Here is an 18543-nt window from a genome sequence, read left to right on the forward strand (position 1 = left end):
GAGTGCCGCGGCTTGAGCGCGCTGGGCCTGGAAATGGCGTAATTCAGTCGACGACCTTGGGAACGAGGAAATAATTGTCCTCGGAGGCCGGCGCATTGGCGACGATCTTCGCGGCGATATTGCCGTCCGTCACCACGTCCTGGCGCTTCTTCATCAGCATCGGCGTCACCGAGGTCATCGGTTCCACGCCATCGACATCGACTTCGTCGAGTTGGGCCACGAAATCGAGGATGGCATTCAGCTCGCCCTGCAAATGCGGAACGTCTTCTTCGGTGACGGCAATGCGCGCAAGACGCGCGATACGCTTCACCGTGGCGGCATCGACAGACATGAAACCCTCGATTGTGCGCGAAATCACGGAACGGCGCGGTCTATCACGCGTAGCTTTGCAGGCGCAACCGATCTTGTCCCCCATGATGTCGTAAAGCGGGGGAACGAGTCACGTTCGTTTGACGCCATTTGCGCGAAGTCCTTCGCATGAGGCCCTTGCGTAAGATATTCTTCTTCGGTGACCGGGGAACCGCCATGAGTGCACGCCTCGCCCTTGTTCTCCTTGCCATGCTGGCCTTCGGGGGCGGCGTCATGCCGGCTTCGGCCAAGCTCCTGGCTCTGGTCGTCGGCAACAATGCCTATCAGGAAGTCGCGCCGCTGCAGACTGCCGTGAACGATGCCCAGGCCATGCGGGACGCCCTGCAGCGGGCGGGCTTCACGGTCACGCTGGTGGAGAATGGCACCAAGCGCCAGATCAGCCGGGCCATGGCCGCGGTGGAGGGGGCGATCAGCCCCGGTGACACCGTCCTCTTCCACTATTCCGGCCATGGCGTCGAGATCGAGGGCCAGAACTGGCTCCTGCCCGTCGACGTTCCCACCGCCAGGGAGGGCGAATCCGGGCTCGTCAAGGATGAATCCTTCAATGCCGCCGACATCATCGACCGCTTCCGGGCGAAGGGCGCAAGACAGGTGGTGGCCATTCTCGATGCCTGCCGCAACAATCCCTTCGCCCAGGGCGGCACGCGCGCCCTGCCGACCACACGCGGCCTCGCGCGCATGGAAGCCGACGGTGGCGTCTTCATCATGTTTTCGGCGGGGACCAAGCAGGAGGCGCTGGACCGCCTGTCGCCGGCCGACTCGGAAAAGACCTCCGTCTTCGTACGTTCCTTCCTGCCCCTGCTGGGCCGCCAGGACCTGACATTGATCGACATGGCCAAGGAAACGCAGGAGAAGGTGCGGACCCTCGCCCGCAGCGCCGGGCGGGAGCAGATCCCCGCTTATTATGACGGCATCGTCGGCCGCGTCACTCTGACGGGCGAGTTGCCGGCCGCCCGCGTGAGTGCTCCGCCGCCACCGGTCACGCCCGATTCCAATGCCGCCGGCACCAGCCAGTCGGAAAACCTGTTCTGGCAATCGATCCAGAACAGCTCCGATCCCGCCATGTTCCAGGCCTATCTCGACCAGGTGGGCACCGGCACGTTCACGGGGACCTATAAGGTGCTCGCCCAGATCAAGCTTGCCGCGCTGCAGCCCAAAGCCGCGCAGCAACCGGCAGCGAAACCTGCTCCTTCCTCGCCGCCACCTGCCGAGCAAGCCACCCTGTCGCCGCAGCCCACGCCCGGTAACGCGGTCGCCGACGCCGCTGTGACGGCCTGCGACCAGGCAGCCGCGGATGCGCGCGACCCCGACAAGCCGGCCGCGATTGCCGGAGCAAGATTGTCCGGCGACGGTGCCTCGGCGGCCATAGCCGCGTGCAGCAAGGCCATTGCGGTGCCCGCAGCGCCGCGCCGCGTCTTTTATCAGCTCTCCCTCGCCTACGCACAGGCCGGACAGGATTCGCTCGCGCTGGCCCAACTCCAGAAGGCGGCCTCGCTCGGCCACGGCCTCGCTCTCTACGAGCTCGCCGGGCGCTATCTGGCTGGCCGCGGTGTTCCCAAGGATGCCATCAAGGCCCTCAGCCTCTACTACAAGGCGATCGATGGAAACTATGCGCCGGCCGTCAGTCGAATCGCCTGGATGTATGCCAACGGCCTTGGCGCCAGCCGCGATTATCGCAAGGCGGCGGCGATCTACGAACTCGGAGTCAAGAGCAAGGAACCGACGGCCTATTCAGGCCTCGGCCTGCTCTATCTCAGAGGTCAGGGTGTGACCAAGGATGTCGGCAAGGCCTGCGATCTCTTCAGGCAGGGTGCAGCCGCCGGGGATGCCGACGCAGCCGGCAATCTCAATGCCAAATGCCCGCCGGGCTGAGCGACAGGCGCAGGCAGATTCAGTCGGACGGTTGGAAATGAGCGGAGAGCGCAGATGTCGATGAAACTGCTGGCAGGGTCCCTGATCGCCACGGCGCTGGCGCTGTCCTGGAGCGCGCCGGGGCTGGCGGATCCTGCCCGCCCGCTGCTGCTCGCCCAGGCGAGCCAGTCGGCCGAGGACATCTTCTGGCAATCGGTGCAAAACAGCACCGATCCCGCCATGTTCCAAGCCTATCTCGACCAGGTGGCCAACGGCACCTTCAAGGGCATCTACAAGCCGCTGGCCGAGATCAAGTTGAAAGCCCTGGGCAAGGCTGCGGCACCGTCCACGCCGGCGCCGGAGACAACGGCCCAAGACCGCGCCACACCGCCGCCGGCAACGGAACCGACAACCTCGTCCCCTCCCGCCCAGACTGCTCAGGATGGGGCATTGTCACCCGATATCGAGGCCTGCGATCGCGCGGCCGCTCATGCGATGGACGAGCAGAAGCCGGCCAACCTGCCCGGCGTCACCTTCGACAAGCTCGACACCTCGGCGGCCATCACAGCCTGTCTCAGGGCGACGCAGCTTGCTGATGCGCCGGCCAGGGAGTTCTTCCAGCTCGGACGCAGCTATGACAAGGCCGGGAACTACAAGGAAGCCATGGTGGCTTACAAGGCTGCCATGGAAAAGGGACACAAACGGGCGATCTACAACGTGGCGACCGGCCTGATGAAGAACCAGCGCGGCGTCAAGAAAGACCCTGCCGCTGCTTTGGCACTGATGGAGAGGGCCGCAGACGAGAAAGTGATGTTCGCCCTTTCAGGCCTTGGCGACTATTACCGCCTTGGTGTCGGGGGGCGCCGCAACTACCCGAAGGCGATCGACTATTATAACCAGGCCATCGCAGCCGGCGATTCACAAGGCTATGTCGGCCTCGCCATCATGACCTATGACGGCACGGGCATGCCGAGAAACCGCAACAAGGCCTGCGATCTCTGGCAGAAGGGCTCCAGCCTCGGGGATGTCAACGCCGCCGACTACAGCAAGCGCTACTGCCGGTATCGCTGAGGCCGAGTTACAAATAGCCACCGCTTTGGACGCCGAGTCGCAGGCAGGCTACCCGCGACTCGGCCATGCATCCTCACCCGACTTCCACACTCTCACCGGATTTGGGCGCAAGCACCCGCGTCTTGGTGCCGGCGAGCCCCGCGGCGAAGGTATCGGCATTGCTCACCAAGCCGGGGAAGGTGGCGTAGTGGCAGGGAATGGCGACATCGAGGCCGAGATAGCGCTTCACCGCCAGTGCCGCGGTCTGCGGGCCCATGGTGTAGCGGTCTCCGATCGGCACCAGGCCGATCTTGGGCTGATGCAATTCGGCGATCAAGGCCATGTCGGAGAAGATGTCGGTATCGCCGAGATGATAGAGCGTCGGCTGGCCCGGCGCCTTGAGGATGAGGCCATTGGCATTGCCGACGGCAATGCTGACGCCATTGTCGATCAGGCTGGCCGAATGATCGGCTCTCACCATCGTGACGCTGAATCCGCCGAGATCGACTGTACCGCCGGTGTTCATCGGCTCGACCTTCTCCACGCCCTTACCCGCCAGGAAAGTCACCAGATCGGCGTTGGAGACCACCGTCGCACCGGTTTCCCGCGCCAGCTCGATGGTGTCGCCAACATGGTCGGCATGGCCATGGGTGAGCAATATGTGGCTGATGCCGGCGCTGACGGCGGCACGGTCTCCCTTGAAAGAGGGATTCCCGCTCAGGAAGGGGTCGAACAACACGGCCTTGCCGTCGAATTCGACCCGGAAAGCGGCGTGGCCGAGCCAGGTAATACGCATTTGGACAATTCCTTGAACAATGAGGTTGGTGTCATGAGTACAGCAACGAACCCGATCTCAAAATCGGGTCCGATGCGGAAGCCCGTTGCTCTCGCATCTTTTTGCCGAAAACCGGCCTCCACTTTTCGGCGCGATGCCCTAGAAAACCATAACGCCCGCAGCCCCCAAAATGCTATCGGCATTGCAGCCGGGCGCCAATCCCGGGACGCTCGCCCCCAGAGATATTTCCTTGATTGTTGATCTCTTCGACCTCGCCGAAAATTTGCCCGCCAACCAGCGCCTGCTCGGCCTCGATCTCGGCACCAAGACGATCGGCCTGGCACTATCCGACGTGATGCTCACCATCGCCTCGCCCCTGGAAACGATCCGCCGCACCAAATTCACCGCCGATGCCGAGCAGCTGCTCGCTCTCTGCGCCCGACACGAGGTCGGCGGCCTGGTACTCGGCTATCCCCTCAACATGGATGGAAGCAAAGGTCCGCGCGCTCAGGCCTCGGAGAGTTTCGCCCGCAACCTGCAGCGCCTGAGCGACCTGCCGGTTGCCCTGTGGGATGAACGCCTGTCCACGGCGGCCGTGACCCGAACCTTGCTCGAAGCCGACGCTTCGCGTCGCAGGCGGGCAGAAGTCGTCGACAAAATGGCGGCATCCTTCATTCTGCAAGGCGCGTTGGATCGCCTGGGCTATGGGCGATAGCATCATGAGAACGATCACTGAACCGGCGCGCCGGATCGACGTCATCCTGGAAACGGACGTCCTGGTGGTCGGCAGCGGCCCGGCGGGGCTGGCAGCCGCCCTCGCCGCCGCCCGGGCCGGTGCCGAAACCACGTTGCTGGAGCGCCATGGCTGCTTCGGTGGCAACATCACGCAGGTCGGCGTCGAAGGCTTTGCCTGGTATCGGCATGAAAACACGGTCGACAGCGAGGGCATCGGCATCGAGTTCGAACAGCGCGCCAAGGCCATGGGTGCGGCCCAACCCGAGCCGCAATCCGACAGCCAGGCGCTCGACGCCGAATTGTTCAAATATGTCGCCGATGTCCTGGTGCAGGAAGCCGGAATTCGTCCCCTGCTCCACAGGCTGGTGGTGGGCACCATCGTCGAGGACGGCGCGATCAGGGGTGTGATCACCGAAAGCAAGGCCGGCCGCGAAGCCATCCTGGCCAGGCGTGTGGTGGATGCGACCGGTGATGCCGATATCGCCTTCCGGGCGGGTGCTCCTACCTACAAGACGCCGCGTGAAGAGATGCAGGCCGCCTCGGTGATGTTCTCGATGTGCGGCGTCGACAAACGCCGCTTCCTCGAGGCGGTGAAGACCGATCCGCAGACCTACAAGGACTGGGGTGGTGGCGAATGGACGGTCGAAACCACCGGCAAGGAGGACGCGATGTTCTCGCCCTTCCTGCGCAAGCCGTTCAGGAAGGCAATCGAAGCGGGAGAAATTCCCACCAATCTGTCGACGATCTGCGGCACCTGGGGCGCGGTTTCCGACCAGGGCGACCTCACTTATCTCAATCTGGTGCATCTGCCCGAGCTGGACGGGACGGATCCCAACGACCTCACCAAGGGCGAGATCGAGGGGCGGCGCCAGGCCGTGATGGCGGTAGAGGCCTTGCGCCGCTACATGCCGGGCTGCGAAACCGCCAAGCTCCGCAATTTCGGCATGACGATCGGCATCCGCGATACCCGCAAGATCGACGCCCTCTACAATATGGTCGGGTCCGATGTGCGCGAGCAGGCCCGTTTTGATGATTCGATCGGCATCTTCCCCGAATTCATCGACGGCTACGGCATCCTGATCCTGCCGACGACCGGACGCTATTTCCATGTGCCCTATCGCGCCATGCTGCCTCAGAAGATCGAAAACCTGATCGTTGCCGGCCGCAGCATTGGCGGCGACAAGGTTTCACATGCCGCCGTGCGCAACATGATGTGCTGCGCCGTCGCCGGCCAGGGCGCAGGCGCGGCTGCCGCAGTTTCCCTAAAGAGTGGGCGCTCCTTCCGCGATCTGGAGATCGCGCAGGTCCAGCAGGAACTGCGCCGCCAAGGCGCGCGGATCCATTGAAAATATACCGAGTCTGGAAGATACCGACGCATCCGAGCCTTGGACACTTGACGATTTTCGAAACCGAATCAAAGATTTGGCGAAAATCGTCAGACGGAGCCGCAACGGCGAGACCGCTCAGCGTCCGTGCCGCTCCAGCGCCTCGATCACAGCCTTGGGAATTTCGATAGTGTCCTCGGCACGCTTGCGGCCGGGGATATGCACGCCTTTGCCGGACAGCCTTTCCAACTGCTTCTTCAGGCGATCGGCAAAGTCCGGCTCCAGGAGATCAGGCTTCAGAGCGAGGACGAACAGGCCCGTGCCCGGGCTCTTCTCGCCGGTCATGAAACGAGGGGCATCGAGCGACCAGTTCGCTCCGCTGATGCCGGCTGCCAGCACCTCCACCATCAGCGCGATATTGCCGCCTCGTGCGCCCCCAAAAGCCAGGAGTGCTCCCTTGACGGCCTCGCTCGCATCGGTCGTCGGCTGCCCGTGTGCATCGACCGCCCAGCCCTCGGGAATGGCCTCGCCCTTCTCGGCAGCCTTCCGGACAGTGACGAAGGCCGTGGCGCTGGAGGCCTGGTCGATCACCAAAGGCGGCCCGCCTGCGACAGGTGCCGCGAACGCCAGCGGATTGGTGCAGTACACCGCCTCGCTGCCCAATGCGGCCGCCATCAGGGCCGGGCCATTCGACGCGGCGATAGCCACCAATCCCTGTTCGGCCAGGCGGCGCACATAATAGCCGAGCTCGCCAGTGGTATAGCTGTTGCGCTGGGCGAAGACCGCCAGGCCATAGCGGCCGGCCCGGCTGCATAACTCCCGGTAGGCCCTGTCGAAGCCGAGCTGGGCGATGCCGCCCTTCGCATCCGAGCGGATGACGGCCAAGGCCGGATCGTCGAATTCCGGCTCCACATTGGTGGCGATCCGCCCCGAGGTAAAGCCGGCCAGATAATCGCGCAGATGCGCAAGGCCCACCGAGGGGCGCGCGGCCCATTCGGCAGCGACGATGGCATCGGCGAGCGACCTTGCAATCACCTCACTGGCACCCGCCCCCCGGCAGGCGCCATGGGCGAGTGTCCAGGCGGCCTCTCGCCCCAATCTCACGACATCCGACATTTGCGACAATCATCCCCCGAAGCGTTCCGCGATCTGCCGGAATACACAGGGCCTTATCCAACAAAAGGTTGGAGAAAACCAGCTTTCAGGCATGAAGGCCCGGTTGTTCTAGAACGCCGAAGCCGGATCCGGCCGGCTGCTCGCCAGCTTCGTGCGATAGATGAGCAGCGCCGCGATCAATCCGCAAGCAGCCGCCACCGAGAGCCACAGCCCCGGAGCCGCCTTGTTCTGCAGCAGGGAGATCAGCCAGGTGGAGATCGCCAGCGAAAAACCGCCGAGCGCCGTGGCGAGGCTGTAGGCCAGGGAGAAACCGGTGGTGCGGACATGGGCCGGCACGATCTCGGTCAAGGCCACCACCATGGCGCCGTTATAGCTGCCATAGAGGAAGGAAAACCACAGCTCGACCTCCAGCATGCGCGCAAAGCTCGGCGCGCTGACCAGCCAGGAAAGCGCGGGATAGGCGGTCACCAGCATCAGGAAGGAAAAGATCGCCAAGATGGGAAAGCGCCCGACCCGATCCGACAACGCGCCCATCACCGGCAGCCAGATAAAATTGGAGATGCCGACGCACAGAGTGACCACGAGGGCATCGGATTCGGAGAGCTTGAGCACGCTCTTGCCAAAAGTCGGCGTGTAGACGGTGATGAGATAGAAGGAGACGGTGGTCATCAGCACCAGCATGACGCCGAGCAGCACGACCTGCCAGTTCTGCAGGAGCGAGGACACGGCCTGCTGCAGGGTCGGGCGGACCTGGCGCGCCTCGAACTCGGCCGTCTCTTCCAGGCTCCGGCGCAGGAAGAACAGCAGCGGAACGATCATGCAGCCGATGAAGAAGGGTATACGCCAGGCCCAATCGCTGATGGTCTCCGGCACGAACAGGTGATTGAGCGCATAGCCGATCAGGGCCGAGACGACGATGGCGACCTGCTGGCTGCCCGATTGCCAGGAGACATAGAAGCCCTTGTTGCCCGGAGTCGCCATCTCCGCGAGGTAGACGGAGACGCCCCCCAGTTCAACGCCCGCCGAAAACCCCTGCAGCAACCGTCCGACCAGCACCAGGATCGGGGCCATCATGCCGATGGTCTGATAGCCCGGCACGAAGGCGATCAGCACGGTGCCCATTGCCATGATGCCGAGCGTGACGATCAGCCCCTGCCGTCGGCCGATGCGATCGATATAGGCGCCCAGGAACAGTGCGCCGAGCGGTCGCATCAGGAAACCGGCCCCGAAGGTCATGAAGGCTTGCAGAAGAGACGTCGTTTCGTTCTGGGAGGGAAAGAAGGCCTGGGAAATCTGGGTGGCGTAGAACCCGAACAGAAAGAAATCGAACATTTCGAGGAAGTTGCCGCTGGTGACCCTGAGTACGGTTCCCGCTTTCGACTGACCTGCCGCCGCGCCTGCCATGAGCGTTCTCCCCCGCTGTTCTTGTTCGGCGCCCCCCGGCACGGGCATTAAGAGCCAGCCCCCGTGCCCGGACAAGGGAAATATTCCAACCTCCGGAGGGGAAAGGCCCTTTCGAAACATGGGAAAGGGCCCATCCAAAAAACACGGCAATGCCGGGGTCTCCTGCCCGTTCTCCCGATCGTGCGCATGGCCAGACAAGAGAGCCGACCTGAAGAATCAGCCTTCCATTTGGCTGGCAGAGGCGAAGAATGCCTCCGGTCCGTCCACCTCGATGAGTTTCCGGCCCTCGATCAGCCAGAAGCGGCTGCCGACGGCCCGCACGAAGCTCCTGTCATGCGAGACCAGCAGGCAGCTGACACTGGGGCGCAGCAATTCCCCTTCCAGCGCCTCCTGGCCCTCGATGTCGAGATGATTGGTCGGCTCGTCGAGGAGATAGAAGTTCGGTTCGGCCAGGCGCAGCATCAACAGGCCCAGGCGCGCCTTCTGGCCGCCGGAAAGCTGGCCGATCGGGCGGGCCTGCTTTTCGATGGCGATGCCGGCCCCGGCCAGCAGTGAGCGAGCCCGCTGGTCACCGACCTCGAAGCGATGGGTCAGGGCGTGGTGTGGCGTCTGCCCGTCGTCGAGATCGGCCAAAGCCTGATCGCCATAGCCCAGGACCAGCGCGGGCGTTGCCTTGATGCCCTCCACGCTGGCATCAGGCTGTGCAATGGCACGGCGCAGCATGGCGATGAGGCGGCTCTTGCCCGCGCCGTTCCGGCCAAGCAGGACGATACGATCGCCCTGGCAGATGAAGCGCCGGCCGGTCCGGAACAGCAGGGTGCCATCCGGGATCGTCACGGCGGCATCCTCCAGCGTGACCAGCACCTTGGCGTGCGTGCCCTGGCTGGCGAGGCGAACCGCACCTGCCGAGCGCTCCTGATGGGCCGGCTTTGCCGCTTCCTCCAGGCGCTCGGCCCGCTCCTTCAGCTGCTTGGTCTTGACCACCAGGAGGTCGCTGCCGGAATTGATGCCGATATTGTTCAGCTTCGCCGCCTGCTTGCGCAATTGCTGGGCCGCCTTGATGTCGCGCTGATAGCGTCGTTCCTCGGCAGCGTCGGCGTCCTCCAGCGCAGCCCGCGCCCTGGAATAGGCCAGGGGGAAGAGCTGCGAGCGTTCCGGACGCAGGAACAGCGTGCGGTTGGTGGTCGCATCGAGGAAGGCGCGGTCATGGCTCGCCACCAGCACCGGCACGTCGCGTGGCAGGGCATTGAGCCAGTCTTCCAGCAGGGCGATCTTGGCAAGGTCGAGATGGTTGGTCGGCTCGTCGAGCAGCAGCAGATCGGGCTCCCTGACCCAGACCCTGGCCAGCATGGCGAGCCTCAACCAGCCGCCGCTCGACTGCCCGAGTGCCCGCTGGCGCAGGTCGTCCGGCACCTGCAGCGAATCGAGGGTGACGTCGACCCGCCAGGCTTCGCTGGCCTGCGTTTCTTCGGGCAACGCCGCGAGGACGGCGTCGTAAAAGGGGATTTCGAGGAGCGCAGGCGGCACCTGCTGTTCGACGTGGCCGACCGTCAGGCCGCGCGACCTCGTGATGTCGCCCTCCCCGGCCTCCATCGTGCCGGCGATGCAGCGCAGCAAAGTGGACTTGCCGCGGCCATTGGCGGCCACCAGGCCGATACGGTCGCCGGCATTGATGCTGAGGTTGAGTTGCGAAAACAGCGGTGCGCTCAGCGTCACGCCGAGATTGCGCAGGGTGATCAGGCTCATGGGTCTATTCTCTGGTCCGGACCGGCGAACGCGGCATCCCGGGCACGCAGCCATCGGGAAATGCAGGCGAAGGCACGGCGTTTGACGATGTGCGGGTGCGCATGCGAGCGCATCCTGCACGGCCACGAAGGGCGGACCAGCAAGGGGAGATACGACCTCTGGTCAGCCCTGCAAACGCGTCTGCAGGGCCTGAACTGGGCCACGCTGGCGATGATGATCGCAGCGAATAATCATGCGCAGCCCTCCTTTCCGGGTTCGAGTATCGCCTCGCCGATAGCATTGGTCCGAGGGATAGGCAAGGGATCCGGCCCAACGCCCGCGGTGGAAAAACGGGCAAGGCGCATCTCCTGCCTTGCTGCCGTCACCTGTGAGGCCTATGAAGTCGGCTTTGATGACCAAGCCAGCTTCAGCGACATATCCGCACCGCCACCTCCTCGGCATAGAAGGCCTGACGGAGAGCGACATCATCAGCCTGCTCGACGAGGCCGACGAGCACATCGCCTTCAACAGGCAGGTGGAGAAGAAGTCGTCCGCCCTGCGCGGGCGAACCCAGATCAACCTCTTCTTCGAGCCCTCGACACGCACCCAGTCCTCCTTCGAACTGGCGGGCAAGCGCCTCGGCGCCGACGTGATGAACATGTCGGTCGGCTCGTCCTCGGTGAAGAAGGGCGAGACGCTGATCGACACGGCCATCACCCTCAACGCCATGCGGCCCGACGTGATCGTGGTCCGGCACAACCAGGCCGGCGCCGTGCATCTCCTCGCCCGAAAGGTCGATTGCGCCGTGGTCAATGCCGGTGACGGTGCCCACGAGCATCCGACCCAGGCCCTGCTCGATGCTCTGACCATCCGCCGCAACAAGGGACGAATCGCCGGGCTGACGGTGGCGATCTGCGGCGACATCCTGCATTCGCGCGTCGCCCGCTCCAACATCCTGCTGCTCGCCACGCTCGGGGCCCGGGTCCGGCTGATTGCTCCTTCCACCTTGCTGCCGGCCGGCATCGACCGCTTTGGCGTCGAGATCCACAGGGACATGAAGGAAGGCCTGCGCGATGCCGATATCGTGATGATGCTGCGTCTCCAACGCGAGCGCATGGCTGGCGCCTTCATTCCTTCGATCAAAGAATATTTCCGCTATTTCGGCCTGGACGAAGAAAAACTCAGCCATGCCAAGCCGGATGCGCTGGTGATGCATCCCGGGCCGATGAATCGCGGGGTGGAGATCGATACCGCCGTCGCAGACGGTGCCCAGTCGCTCATCCGCGAGCAGGTGGAAGCGGGCGTCGCCGTCCGCATGGCCGTGCTCGAAGCGCTCGCCCGCAACCTGCCGAATGTCTGAGGGGAATGAAAAGTTGACGAACGCTCGCCCCCTGCTTCTGGCCAATGCCCTGCTGACCGATCCCGCTGCCCGGACCCAGCAGCATGGCGGTCTGCTGATTCGAGACGGCGTCATCGCCGATACCGGGCCTCATCTCACCGCCGGCGCTGTCGGGCAGGACACGGCCGTCCTCGATTGCGAGGGCCAGGTCGTCGCCCCCGGCCTGATCGACATGCGCGCCGTGACGGGCGAACCCGGCGCCGAACATCGCGAGACGCTCGCCACTGCCTCGCAGGCCGCGGCGGCCGGCGGCGTCACCACCATCGTGTGCACGCCGGAAACCCATCCGCCGATCGACGATCCGGCCGTGGTCGATTTCGTGCTGCGCCGCGCCCGCGACACCGCCATTGTGCATGTCCATGCCATGGCGGCGCTGACCAAGGGCCTCGCCGGCCAGGAGATGACCGAAATCGGCCTGCTCGGCGAAGCCGGCGCCCTCGCCTTCACCGATGGCGCGCGCAGCGTGATGAATGCGCGGGTGATGCGACGGACGCTGACCTATGCGCGTGACTTCGATGCCCTCATCATCCATCACACCCAGGACAGGGATTTGGCCGGCGATGGCGTGATGAACGAGGGCGAGTTCGCCAGCCGCCTCGGCCTGCCCGGCATTCCCGCCGAGGCCGAGGCGATGCTGCTGGAACGCGACATGCGCCTGGTCGCCCTGACCGGCGGGCGCTATCACGCCGCCACCGTCACCTGCCGCGCCTCGATCGAAGTGCTGCGCCGAGCCAGGCAGGACGGACTCGACGTCACCGCCTCCACCTCGATCAACCACGTCACCCTCAACGAGAACGACATCGATGGCTTCCGCACCTTCTGCAAGGTGTCACCGCCGTTGCGTCACGAGGATGACCGCATGGCCCTGGTGCAGGCCATCAAGGACGGGCTGGTCGATGCGATCGTCTCCGATCACAATCCGCAGGACGTCGAGACCAAGCGCCAGCCCTTCGCGGAAGCGGCTGACGGCGCCATCGGCCTGGAGACCATGCTCTCGGCCGGCCTGCGCCTGGTGCATGATGGCTCGCTCGACCTGATCGGCCTGCTGCGCGCCCTCTCGACCCGCCCCGCCGAGATCCTGCGCCTGCCCGGCGGCACCCTCGCCAAGGGCGCCAGCGCCGACGTCATCGTCTTCGATCCCGACGTGCCCTTCGTGCTCGACGCCGCCAGGCTGCGTTCGCGCTGCAAGAACTCGCCCTTCGACGGCGCTCGCCTCAGCGGCCTGGTCTCGCGGACCTTCGTCGCCGGCAAGCAGGTGTTCGAGCGGGGCTGAGGGCTCGCGTCCGAAATGGGTAGCTCGTCCTTCCCGGCCGTATCCTCGCAAGCTCTGCTTGTGAGCGGCTCAACCGGGGATGACGACCGACTTCTCGCCTCACTCGTCGAAGGCCTGGTCCAGGGCCTGTTTCTGCGCCGTGCTGGGCCCGCCCAGATAGACCGGCTTGTCGCCGTCGCGGACCTCCGCCCAGGCCTGGCGGCCATCGGCCGTAAACAGGAAGACGCTGCCATATTCGGCACAGGTCACGTTGGTCGGGCAGACCATGGCAACGCGGTGAGGCGAACCATCGACGCTCACCTGCTTGGAGCCGAAGGTCATGTAGTCGCCCTTGCGCCTGAGCACATCGGATAGATAGTCGGGAACGGGCGACAATTCCTTCAAAAGGGCACCATAGGCCCCCTTGTAGGGCTGGGTCTTCACCAGCCGGTCCAAGGCAGGAAACTCCTTTTCGACCTGCTCGTTGTAGGTCGGCTGCTGCGCGAGAGCAACGCCGGCGAGACCGAAAAACAAGGCCGAAGCCACGATAAGACGCATCCAAATCTCCTTCAGCCGGCCGATTCCTACAAATGCGGCATGCCCTTGTGTCATACAGCATTGAACCAGCTCGGCTCACCAGGAAAGCCTTAGCGTGCTCCCGGGTCATCGCAATCCGTCGACCCGACAAAGGCTGAGGAAAACTCCTGCCTTGATCTCCCGCTCCCCATAGGGACAAAAATTTTCGTGGCCGGGCCTTGGCGAGTGGCGATAGTGTGCCGCACGAGCCTTTTCCTCCCGAAGCGAGCTGCCGATGTTTGCCGACCTGACCCTGACGACGACGCTGGCGGCGCTGCTGCTCGGCTATCTGCTCGGGTCGATCCCCTTTGGCCTGATCCTCACCCGCCTGGCAGGATTGGGCGACATCCGCGCCATCGGCTCGGGCAATATCGGCACCACCAATGTCCTGCGCACCGGACGCAAGGACCTGGCAGCCGCCACCCTGATTCTCGACGCCCTCAAGGGCACGGCCGCCGTGCTGCTTGCCCGCCATTTCTGGGGGGATGGGGCTGCGGTCTTTGCAGGGCTAGCCGCTTTCGTCGGCCATCTCTTCCCGATCTGGCTGAAATTCAAGGGCGGCAAGGGAGTGGCGACCTATCTCGGCCTCCTCGCCGCCTTTGCCTGGCCTATCGCCATCTTCTTCGCATTGGTCTGGGTCCTGGTGGCCTTCACCACCCGCTATTCTTCCGCCTCCGCCCTGACCGCCAGCCTGCTGAGCCCGATCGGGCTGCTGCTGATGGGCTATCAGCGTGAAGCTTTGCTCTTTACAGTCCTCTCGGTGGCCCTCTGGGTCATGCACCGCGCCAATATCGGCCGTCTTCTCAACGGCACGGAGAGCCGCATCGGAAAGAAGGCGTGACCTCGCCGGGACCTACCCTCTCGGACGAAGAAAAGCTGGATTGGCTGCGCCTGATCCGCTGTGACGGCATTGGCCCCATCAGCTTCAAGGGTCTCCTGGAAAGCCACGGTTCCGCCCGGGCAGTGATCGAGGCTTTGCCCGACATTGCCAGACGCAGCGGTCGAGCCCTCAAGCTGCCGTCCGATGCCAGCCTCCAGCGTGAATTGCAGGCGATGGCCACCCTTGGTGCCCGCTTCGTGGCACTGGGCGAAGCCGACTACCCGCTCTCCCTGGCTGCCATCGATTCGGCCCCGCCCCTCCTCGCCGCCTGGGGCTCGCTCACCCCCCTGTCCCGGCCGATGGTCGCCATCGTCGGGGCCCGCAATGCCTCCGCGCTGGGGCGTCGATTCGCGGCTGTCATGGCGGCCGAACTCGCCAATGCCGGTTTCACCGTGGTCTCAGGCCTGGCGCGAGGGATCGACGAAGCGGCCCATAGCGCCACGATAGCAAACGGCACCGTCGCCGTGGTCGGCGGCGGTCTGGGCAACATCTATCCTCCCCAGCACGCGCAGCTCGCAAGAGACATCGGCGCCACCGGCTGCGTCATGTCCGAGATGCCGTTCGGCTGGGTGGCCACGGCACGCGATTTTCCCAAACGCAACCGCATCGTCTCGGGCCTTTCGCTCGGCGTGGTCATCATCGAGGCAGCTGCACGCTCCGGCTCCCTCATCACCGCCCGCCTGGCTTTGGAGCAAGGCCGGGAACTGATGGCAGCCCCGGGTTCCCCGCTCGACCCGCGCAACGAAGGCAGCAACAAATTGCTGCGCGAGGGAGCCATTCTGGTCCGGCATGCCGGCGATGTGCTGGAAGCCCTGACACCGTTGGTCGAACGTCCCGCGCCGCCGCCGCGCCGGCCCGTTCAACCTCGCTTCAGTTTCGACGACACCTCACCCGCCTCCCCTTCCACTCCACCAGCCGTCTCGACAGGCGACCCCGACCAGGATCGGCTGATCGCCGCCCTCGGCCCCTCTCCCGTGGCCATGGATGAGTTGGTGCGAGCCTGTGGACTCGATGCCCGACGGGTTCAACTCGCCTTGCTCGAGCTCGATATGTCGGGACGAATCGAACGGCACGGCAATGGTATGGTGTCGCTGTTGTAAGCCGGTCGGTCGAATTGACTTGAGCCCGGCTTTTGCCCATCTTGCCGCCGCCTTGGTGGTTGCAACACCACCTAATCTGACAAATGCGCCAGTTTGCAATTTTCGGATTTACCCTTATTTGGCAGTTAGCCGACGGCTCCAGGACGCCTATTCGCGCCGAAAAGCCGGACGGCCTGCTCGTTTCCATGCCCTGTTTGGCCGGCCACCGAGGTGAGCTCCTGGCAGGGGAGATTTCGTTTTCCGCGTATTGAACGGCCCGCCCATGCCTGTCGTCATCGTTGAGTCGCCTGCCAAAGCACAGACGATCAACAAATATCTCGGTTCCAACTACCAGGTGATCGCCTCCTATGGTCACGTGCGCGACCTGCCGGCCAAGGATGGTTCGGTGGAGCCCGACGCCGATTTCGCCATGGTGTGGGAGAACGACGCCAAGGCCGGCAAGCGCCTCAGCGACATCGCCAAGGCGGTGAAGGAGAGCGACAAGCTCATTCTGGCAACCGACCCTGATCGCGAGGGCGAGGCGATCTCCTGGCATGTGCTGGAGATCCTGCGCCAGAAGCGCGCCATCAAGGATATCCCGGTCGAACGCGTGACCTTCAACGCCATCACCAAGGACGCTGTCCTGAAGGCGATGAAGGCGCCGCGCGAGATCGACGAAGGCCTGGTCGACGCCTATCTCGCCCGCCGTGCCCTCGACTATCTCGTCGGTTTCCGTCTGTCGCCGGTGCTGTGGCGCAAGCTGCCGGGCGCCCGCTCGGCCGGCCGTGTCCAATCGGTGGCCCTGCGCCTGGTCTGCGACCGGGAACTCGAGATCGAGCGCTTCGTCGCCCGCGAATACTGGTCCCTCGTCGCCACCCTGGCCACGCCGCGCGGCGATCTGTTCGAAGCGCGCCTCGTCGGCGCGGACGGGCAGAAGATCCAACGCCTCGACGTCGGTACCGAAAAGGAAGCTCTCGCCTTCCGTGACGCCCTCGACCGGGGCCGTTACGTCGTCGCCAGCGTCGAGGCCAAGCCTGCCAGGCGCAATCCCTTCCCGCCCTTCACCACGTCGACGCTGCAGCAGGAAGCCAGCCGCAAGCTCGGCCTGTCACCCAACCGCACCATGCAGATCGCCCAGCGTCTCTATGAGGGTGTGAATCTCAATGGTGAGCAGGTCGGCCTGATCACTTATATGCGTACCGACGGTGTCGACATGGCACCGGAAGCCGTCACCGCCGTGCGCAGCATGATCGGCAAGAGCTATGCGCCCGGCTATCTGCCGGAAACGCCGCGCCGTTACATCACCAAGGCCAAGAACGCCCAGGAAGCCCATGAGGCGATCCGGCCGACCGATCCTTTCCGTACGCCCAAGGACGTCACCCGTTTCCTCGACAACGAGCAGGCCCGGCTCTATGAACTGATCTGGAAGCGTACGGTCGCCAGCCAGATGGCGTCGGCGGAACTCGAGCGCACCACGGTCGACATCCTGGTCGAAGCAGGCGGACGCAAGCTCGATCTGCGCGCGACCGGCCAGGTCGTGAAGTTCGACGGCTTCCTGACCCTCTATAATGAAGACCGCGACGACGATGGCGACGAGGAGGACGGCAAGCGCCTGCCCGCCATGGCGTCCGGGGAAACGCTGGAAAAGAAGGCGATCGCCGCCACCCAGCACTTCACCGAGCCGCCGCCGCGCTACAGCGAGGCCACGCTGATCAAGCGCATGGAAGAGCTCGGCATCGGGCGTCCCTCGACCTATGCGGCCACGCTCGCCACTTTGCGCGACCGCGACTACGTCTCGGTCGACAAGAAGCGCCTGAAGGCCGAGGACAAGGGCCGCATCGTCACCGCTTTCCTCGAAAGCTTCTTTGCCCGCTATGTCGAATATGACTTCACCGCGGCCCTGGAGGAGAAGCTCGACCGCATCTCCAACCACGAGCTCGATTGGAAGGAAGTGCTGCGCGACTTCTGGCGCGATTTCTCGTCGGCCATCGACGGCACCAAGGAATTGCGCACAACGCAGGTCATCGACGCCCTCAACGACCTGCTTGCGCCGCATATTTTCCCCGACCGGGGCGACGGTTCTAATCCCCGCCAATGCACGGTGTGCGGCACCGGCACGCTCTCGCTCAAGTTGACCAGGCAAGGGCGGGCGTTCATCGGCTGCTCCAATTATCCGGAATGCCGCTACACCCGCAATTTCTCCGCCGGCGCCGGTCAGAATGGCGAAGCGGATGGCGGTGGCGAAGCCGGAACGCGCAAGCTTGGCACGGATCCCGAGAGCGGCCTCGACGTCACCCTCCGCGATGGGCGTTTCGGTCCCTATGTCCAGCTCGGCGAAGGCGAGAAGCCCAAGCGTTCAAGCCTGCCCCGCGGCATGAGCGCGGCCAATGTCGATCTCGAACGGGCCCTGGCTTTGCTCTCCTTGCCGAAGGAAGTCGCGGTGCATCCCGACAGCGGCAAGCCGATCCTGGTCGGCATCGGCCGCTACGGCCCCTATGTCCAGCATGAGAAGACCTACGCCAATCTCGACAAGGATGACGACGTACTGGCCGTCGGCGCCAACCGGGCCATCGCCCTGATCCTCACCAAGGAAAGCGGAGGTTCAGGCCGCCGTTTCGGCGCCGGTGCGCCGGCGGGCCGTCCCCTCGGCGACTATCCCGGTGGCGGCAGCGTCGAGGTCAAGCCCGGCCGCTATGGCGCCTATGTGACCAATGGCAAGGTCAACGCCACCCTGCCCAAGGGCATGGAAGCCGACGCGGTGACCCTGGAACAGGCCATCGAGCTCATTGCGGCCAAGGGCGGCAAGGCGCCGGCGACCAAGAAGGCAGCGACCGCCAAAAAGGCGCCGGCCAAGAAAGCCACGGCCACCAAGAAAACCGCTGCCAAGAAGGCAACCAAGGCAATCGTCGATTCCGACGAGGTGCCGTTCGATACCGATTGATCACTGGGCCCAGCTGGAACCCTGTTCCCGCCGGGACTTCCTCAGGGCGCTCCAGGCCTCTAGCCT

The 18543-nt window shown here is 64.6% G+C and carries 15 protein-coding genes; 9 read left to right on the forward strand and 6 right to left on the reverse strand.

Translation table 11 applies throughout. The features are described from left to right. Positions 1–43 precede the first annotated feature (43 nt). Entirely contained in the window at positions 44–331 is a 288-nt protein-coding gene (gene gatC / locus ACIGJE_RS17990) for an Asp-tRNA(Asn)/Glu-tRNA(Gln) amidotransferase subunit GatC (protein ID WP_311934809.1), read from the reverse strand. 194 nt (positions 332–525) lie between these two features. Between gatC and ACIGJE_RS17995 the strand changes: the two genes are divergently transcribed. Then, positions 526–2241, forward strand: a complete 1716-nt coding sequence (locus tag ACIGJE_RS17995; RefSeq protein ID WP_311934810.1) for a caspase family protein — start codon at positions 526–528, stop codon at positions 2239–2241. Positions 2242–2295: 54 nt separating this feature from the next. Continuing rightward, positions 2296–3291, forward strand: coding sequence for a tetratricopeptide repeat protein (locus ACIGJE_RS18000; protein WP_311934811.1), 996 nt, complete (start codon positions 2296–2298; stop codon positions 3289–3291). Positions 3292–3364: 73 nt separating this feature from the next. Here the strand turns inward: ACIGJE_RS18000 and ACIGJE_RS18005 are convergent, their stop codons facing one another. Continuing rightward, positions 3365–4066, reverse strand: coding sequence for a metal-dependent hydrolase (locus ACIGJE_RS18005; protein ID WP_311934812.1), 702 nt, complete (start codon positions 4064–4066; stop codon positions 3365–3367). Positions 4067–4295: 229 nt separating this feature from the next. Between ACIGJE_RS18005 and ruvX the strand changes: the two genes are divergently transcribed. Next, complete coding sequence (ruvX, locus tag ACIGJE_RS18010; RefSeq protein WP_245443533.1) at positions 4296–4760, forward strand: Holliday junction resolvase RuvX; 465 nt, start codon at positions 4296–4298, stop codon at positions 4758–4760. Positions 4761–4764: 4 nt separating this feature from the next. Further along, complete coding sequence (locus tag ACIGJE_RS18015; protein WP_415081317.1) at positions 4765–6126, forward strand: FAD-dependent oxidoreductase; 1362 nt, start codon at positions 4765–4767, stop codon at positions 6124–6126. A gap of 117 nt (positions 6127–6243) precedes the next feature. Here ACIGJE_RS18015 and ACIGJE_RS18020 read toward each other — a convergent pair whose 3' ends face one another. From ACIGJE_RS18020 to ACIGJE_RS18030, 3 genes are all read right to left on the reverse strand, one after another. Beyond that, entirely contained in the window at positions 6244–7221 is a 978-nt protein-coding gene (locus tag ACIGJE_RS18020) for an Ldh family oxidoreductase (RefSeq protein WP_367622818.1), read from the reverse strand. A gap of 108 nt (positions 7222–7329) precedes the next feature. Continuing rightward, a complete protein-coding gene (tcuC, locus tag ACIGJE_RS18025; RefSeq protein ID WP_394308809.1) occupies positions 7330–8625 on the reverse strand; it encodes an MFS transporter in 1296 nt (431 codons plus the stop codon). 216 nt (positions 8626–8841) lie between these two features. Then, a complete protein-coding gene (locus ACIGJE_RS18030) occupies positions 8842–10371 on the reverse strand; it encodes an ABC-F family ATP-binding cassette domain-containing protein (RefSeq protein WP_483678227.1) in 1530 nt (509 codons plus the stop codon). Positions 10372–10762: 391 nt separating this feature from the next. Between ACIGJE_RS18030 and ACIGJE_RS18035 the strand changes: the two genes are divergently transcribed. Together ACIGJE_RS18035 and ACIGJE_RS18040 are read left to right on the forward strand one after the other, a co-directional pair. Continuing rightward, a complete protein-coding gene (locus ACIGJE_RS18035) occupies positions 10763–11710 on the forward strand; it encodes an aspartate carbamoyltransferase catalytic subunit (RefSeq protein WP_311934817.1) in 948 nt (315 codons plus the stop codon). Between the two features lie 13 nt (positions 11711–11723). Further along, positions 11724–13022 carry a dihydroorotase gene (locus tag ACIGJE_RS18040; RefSeq protein ID WP_440724550.1) on the forward strand — a complete coding sequence of 433 codons (1299 nt, stop codon included), beginning with the start codon at positions 11724–11726 and terminating at the stop codon, positions 13020–13022. A 99-nt stretch (positions 13023–13121) separates the two neighbouring features. On the opposite strand, the gene ACIGJE_RS18045 is transcribed toward ACIGJE_RS18040, so the two are convergent. Continuing rightward, positions 13122–13559, reverse strand: coding sequence for a hypothetical protein (locus ACIGJE_RS18045; protein ID WP_367622822.1), 438 nt, complete (start codon positions 13557–13559; stop codon positions 13122–13124). A 253-nt stretch (positions 13560–13812) separates the two neighbouring features. Here ACIGJE_RS18045 and plsY point away from each other — a divergent pair, with 253 nt between their 5' ends. The 3 genes from plsY to topA all read left to right on the forward strand — a co-directional run bounded on the left by plsY (position 13813) and on the right by topA (position 18477). After that, a complete protein-coding gene (gene plsY, locus ACIGJE_RS18050; RefSeq protein WP_311934820.1) occupies positions 13813–14418 on the forward strand; it encodes a glycerol-3-phosphate 1-O-acyltransferase PlsY in 606 nt (201 codons plus the stop codon). Further along, positions 14415–15557 carry a DNA-processing protein DprA gene (dprA, locus tag ACIGJE_RS18055; protein WP_483678229.1) on the forward strand — a complete coding sequence of 381 codons (1143 nt, stop codon included), beginning with the start codon at positions 14415–14417 and terminating at the stop codon, positions 15555–15557. The genes plsY and dprA overlap by 4 nt, the downstream gene beginning before the upstream one ends. 262 nt (positions 15558–15819) lie before the next feature. Next, positions 15820–18477 carry a type I DNA topoisomerase gene (gene topA / locus ACIGJE_RS18060; protein WP_367622823.1) on the forward strand — a complete coding sequence of 886 codons (2658 nt, stop codon included), beginning with the start codon at positions 15820–15822 and terminating at the stop codon, positions 18475–18477. Positions 18478–18543: the final 66 nt, after the last annotated feature.

The sequence above is a fragment of the Labrys sp. E2SS-1L genome (genome assembly GCF_057073705.1).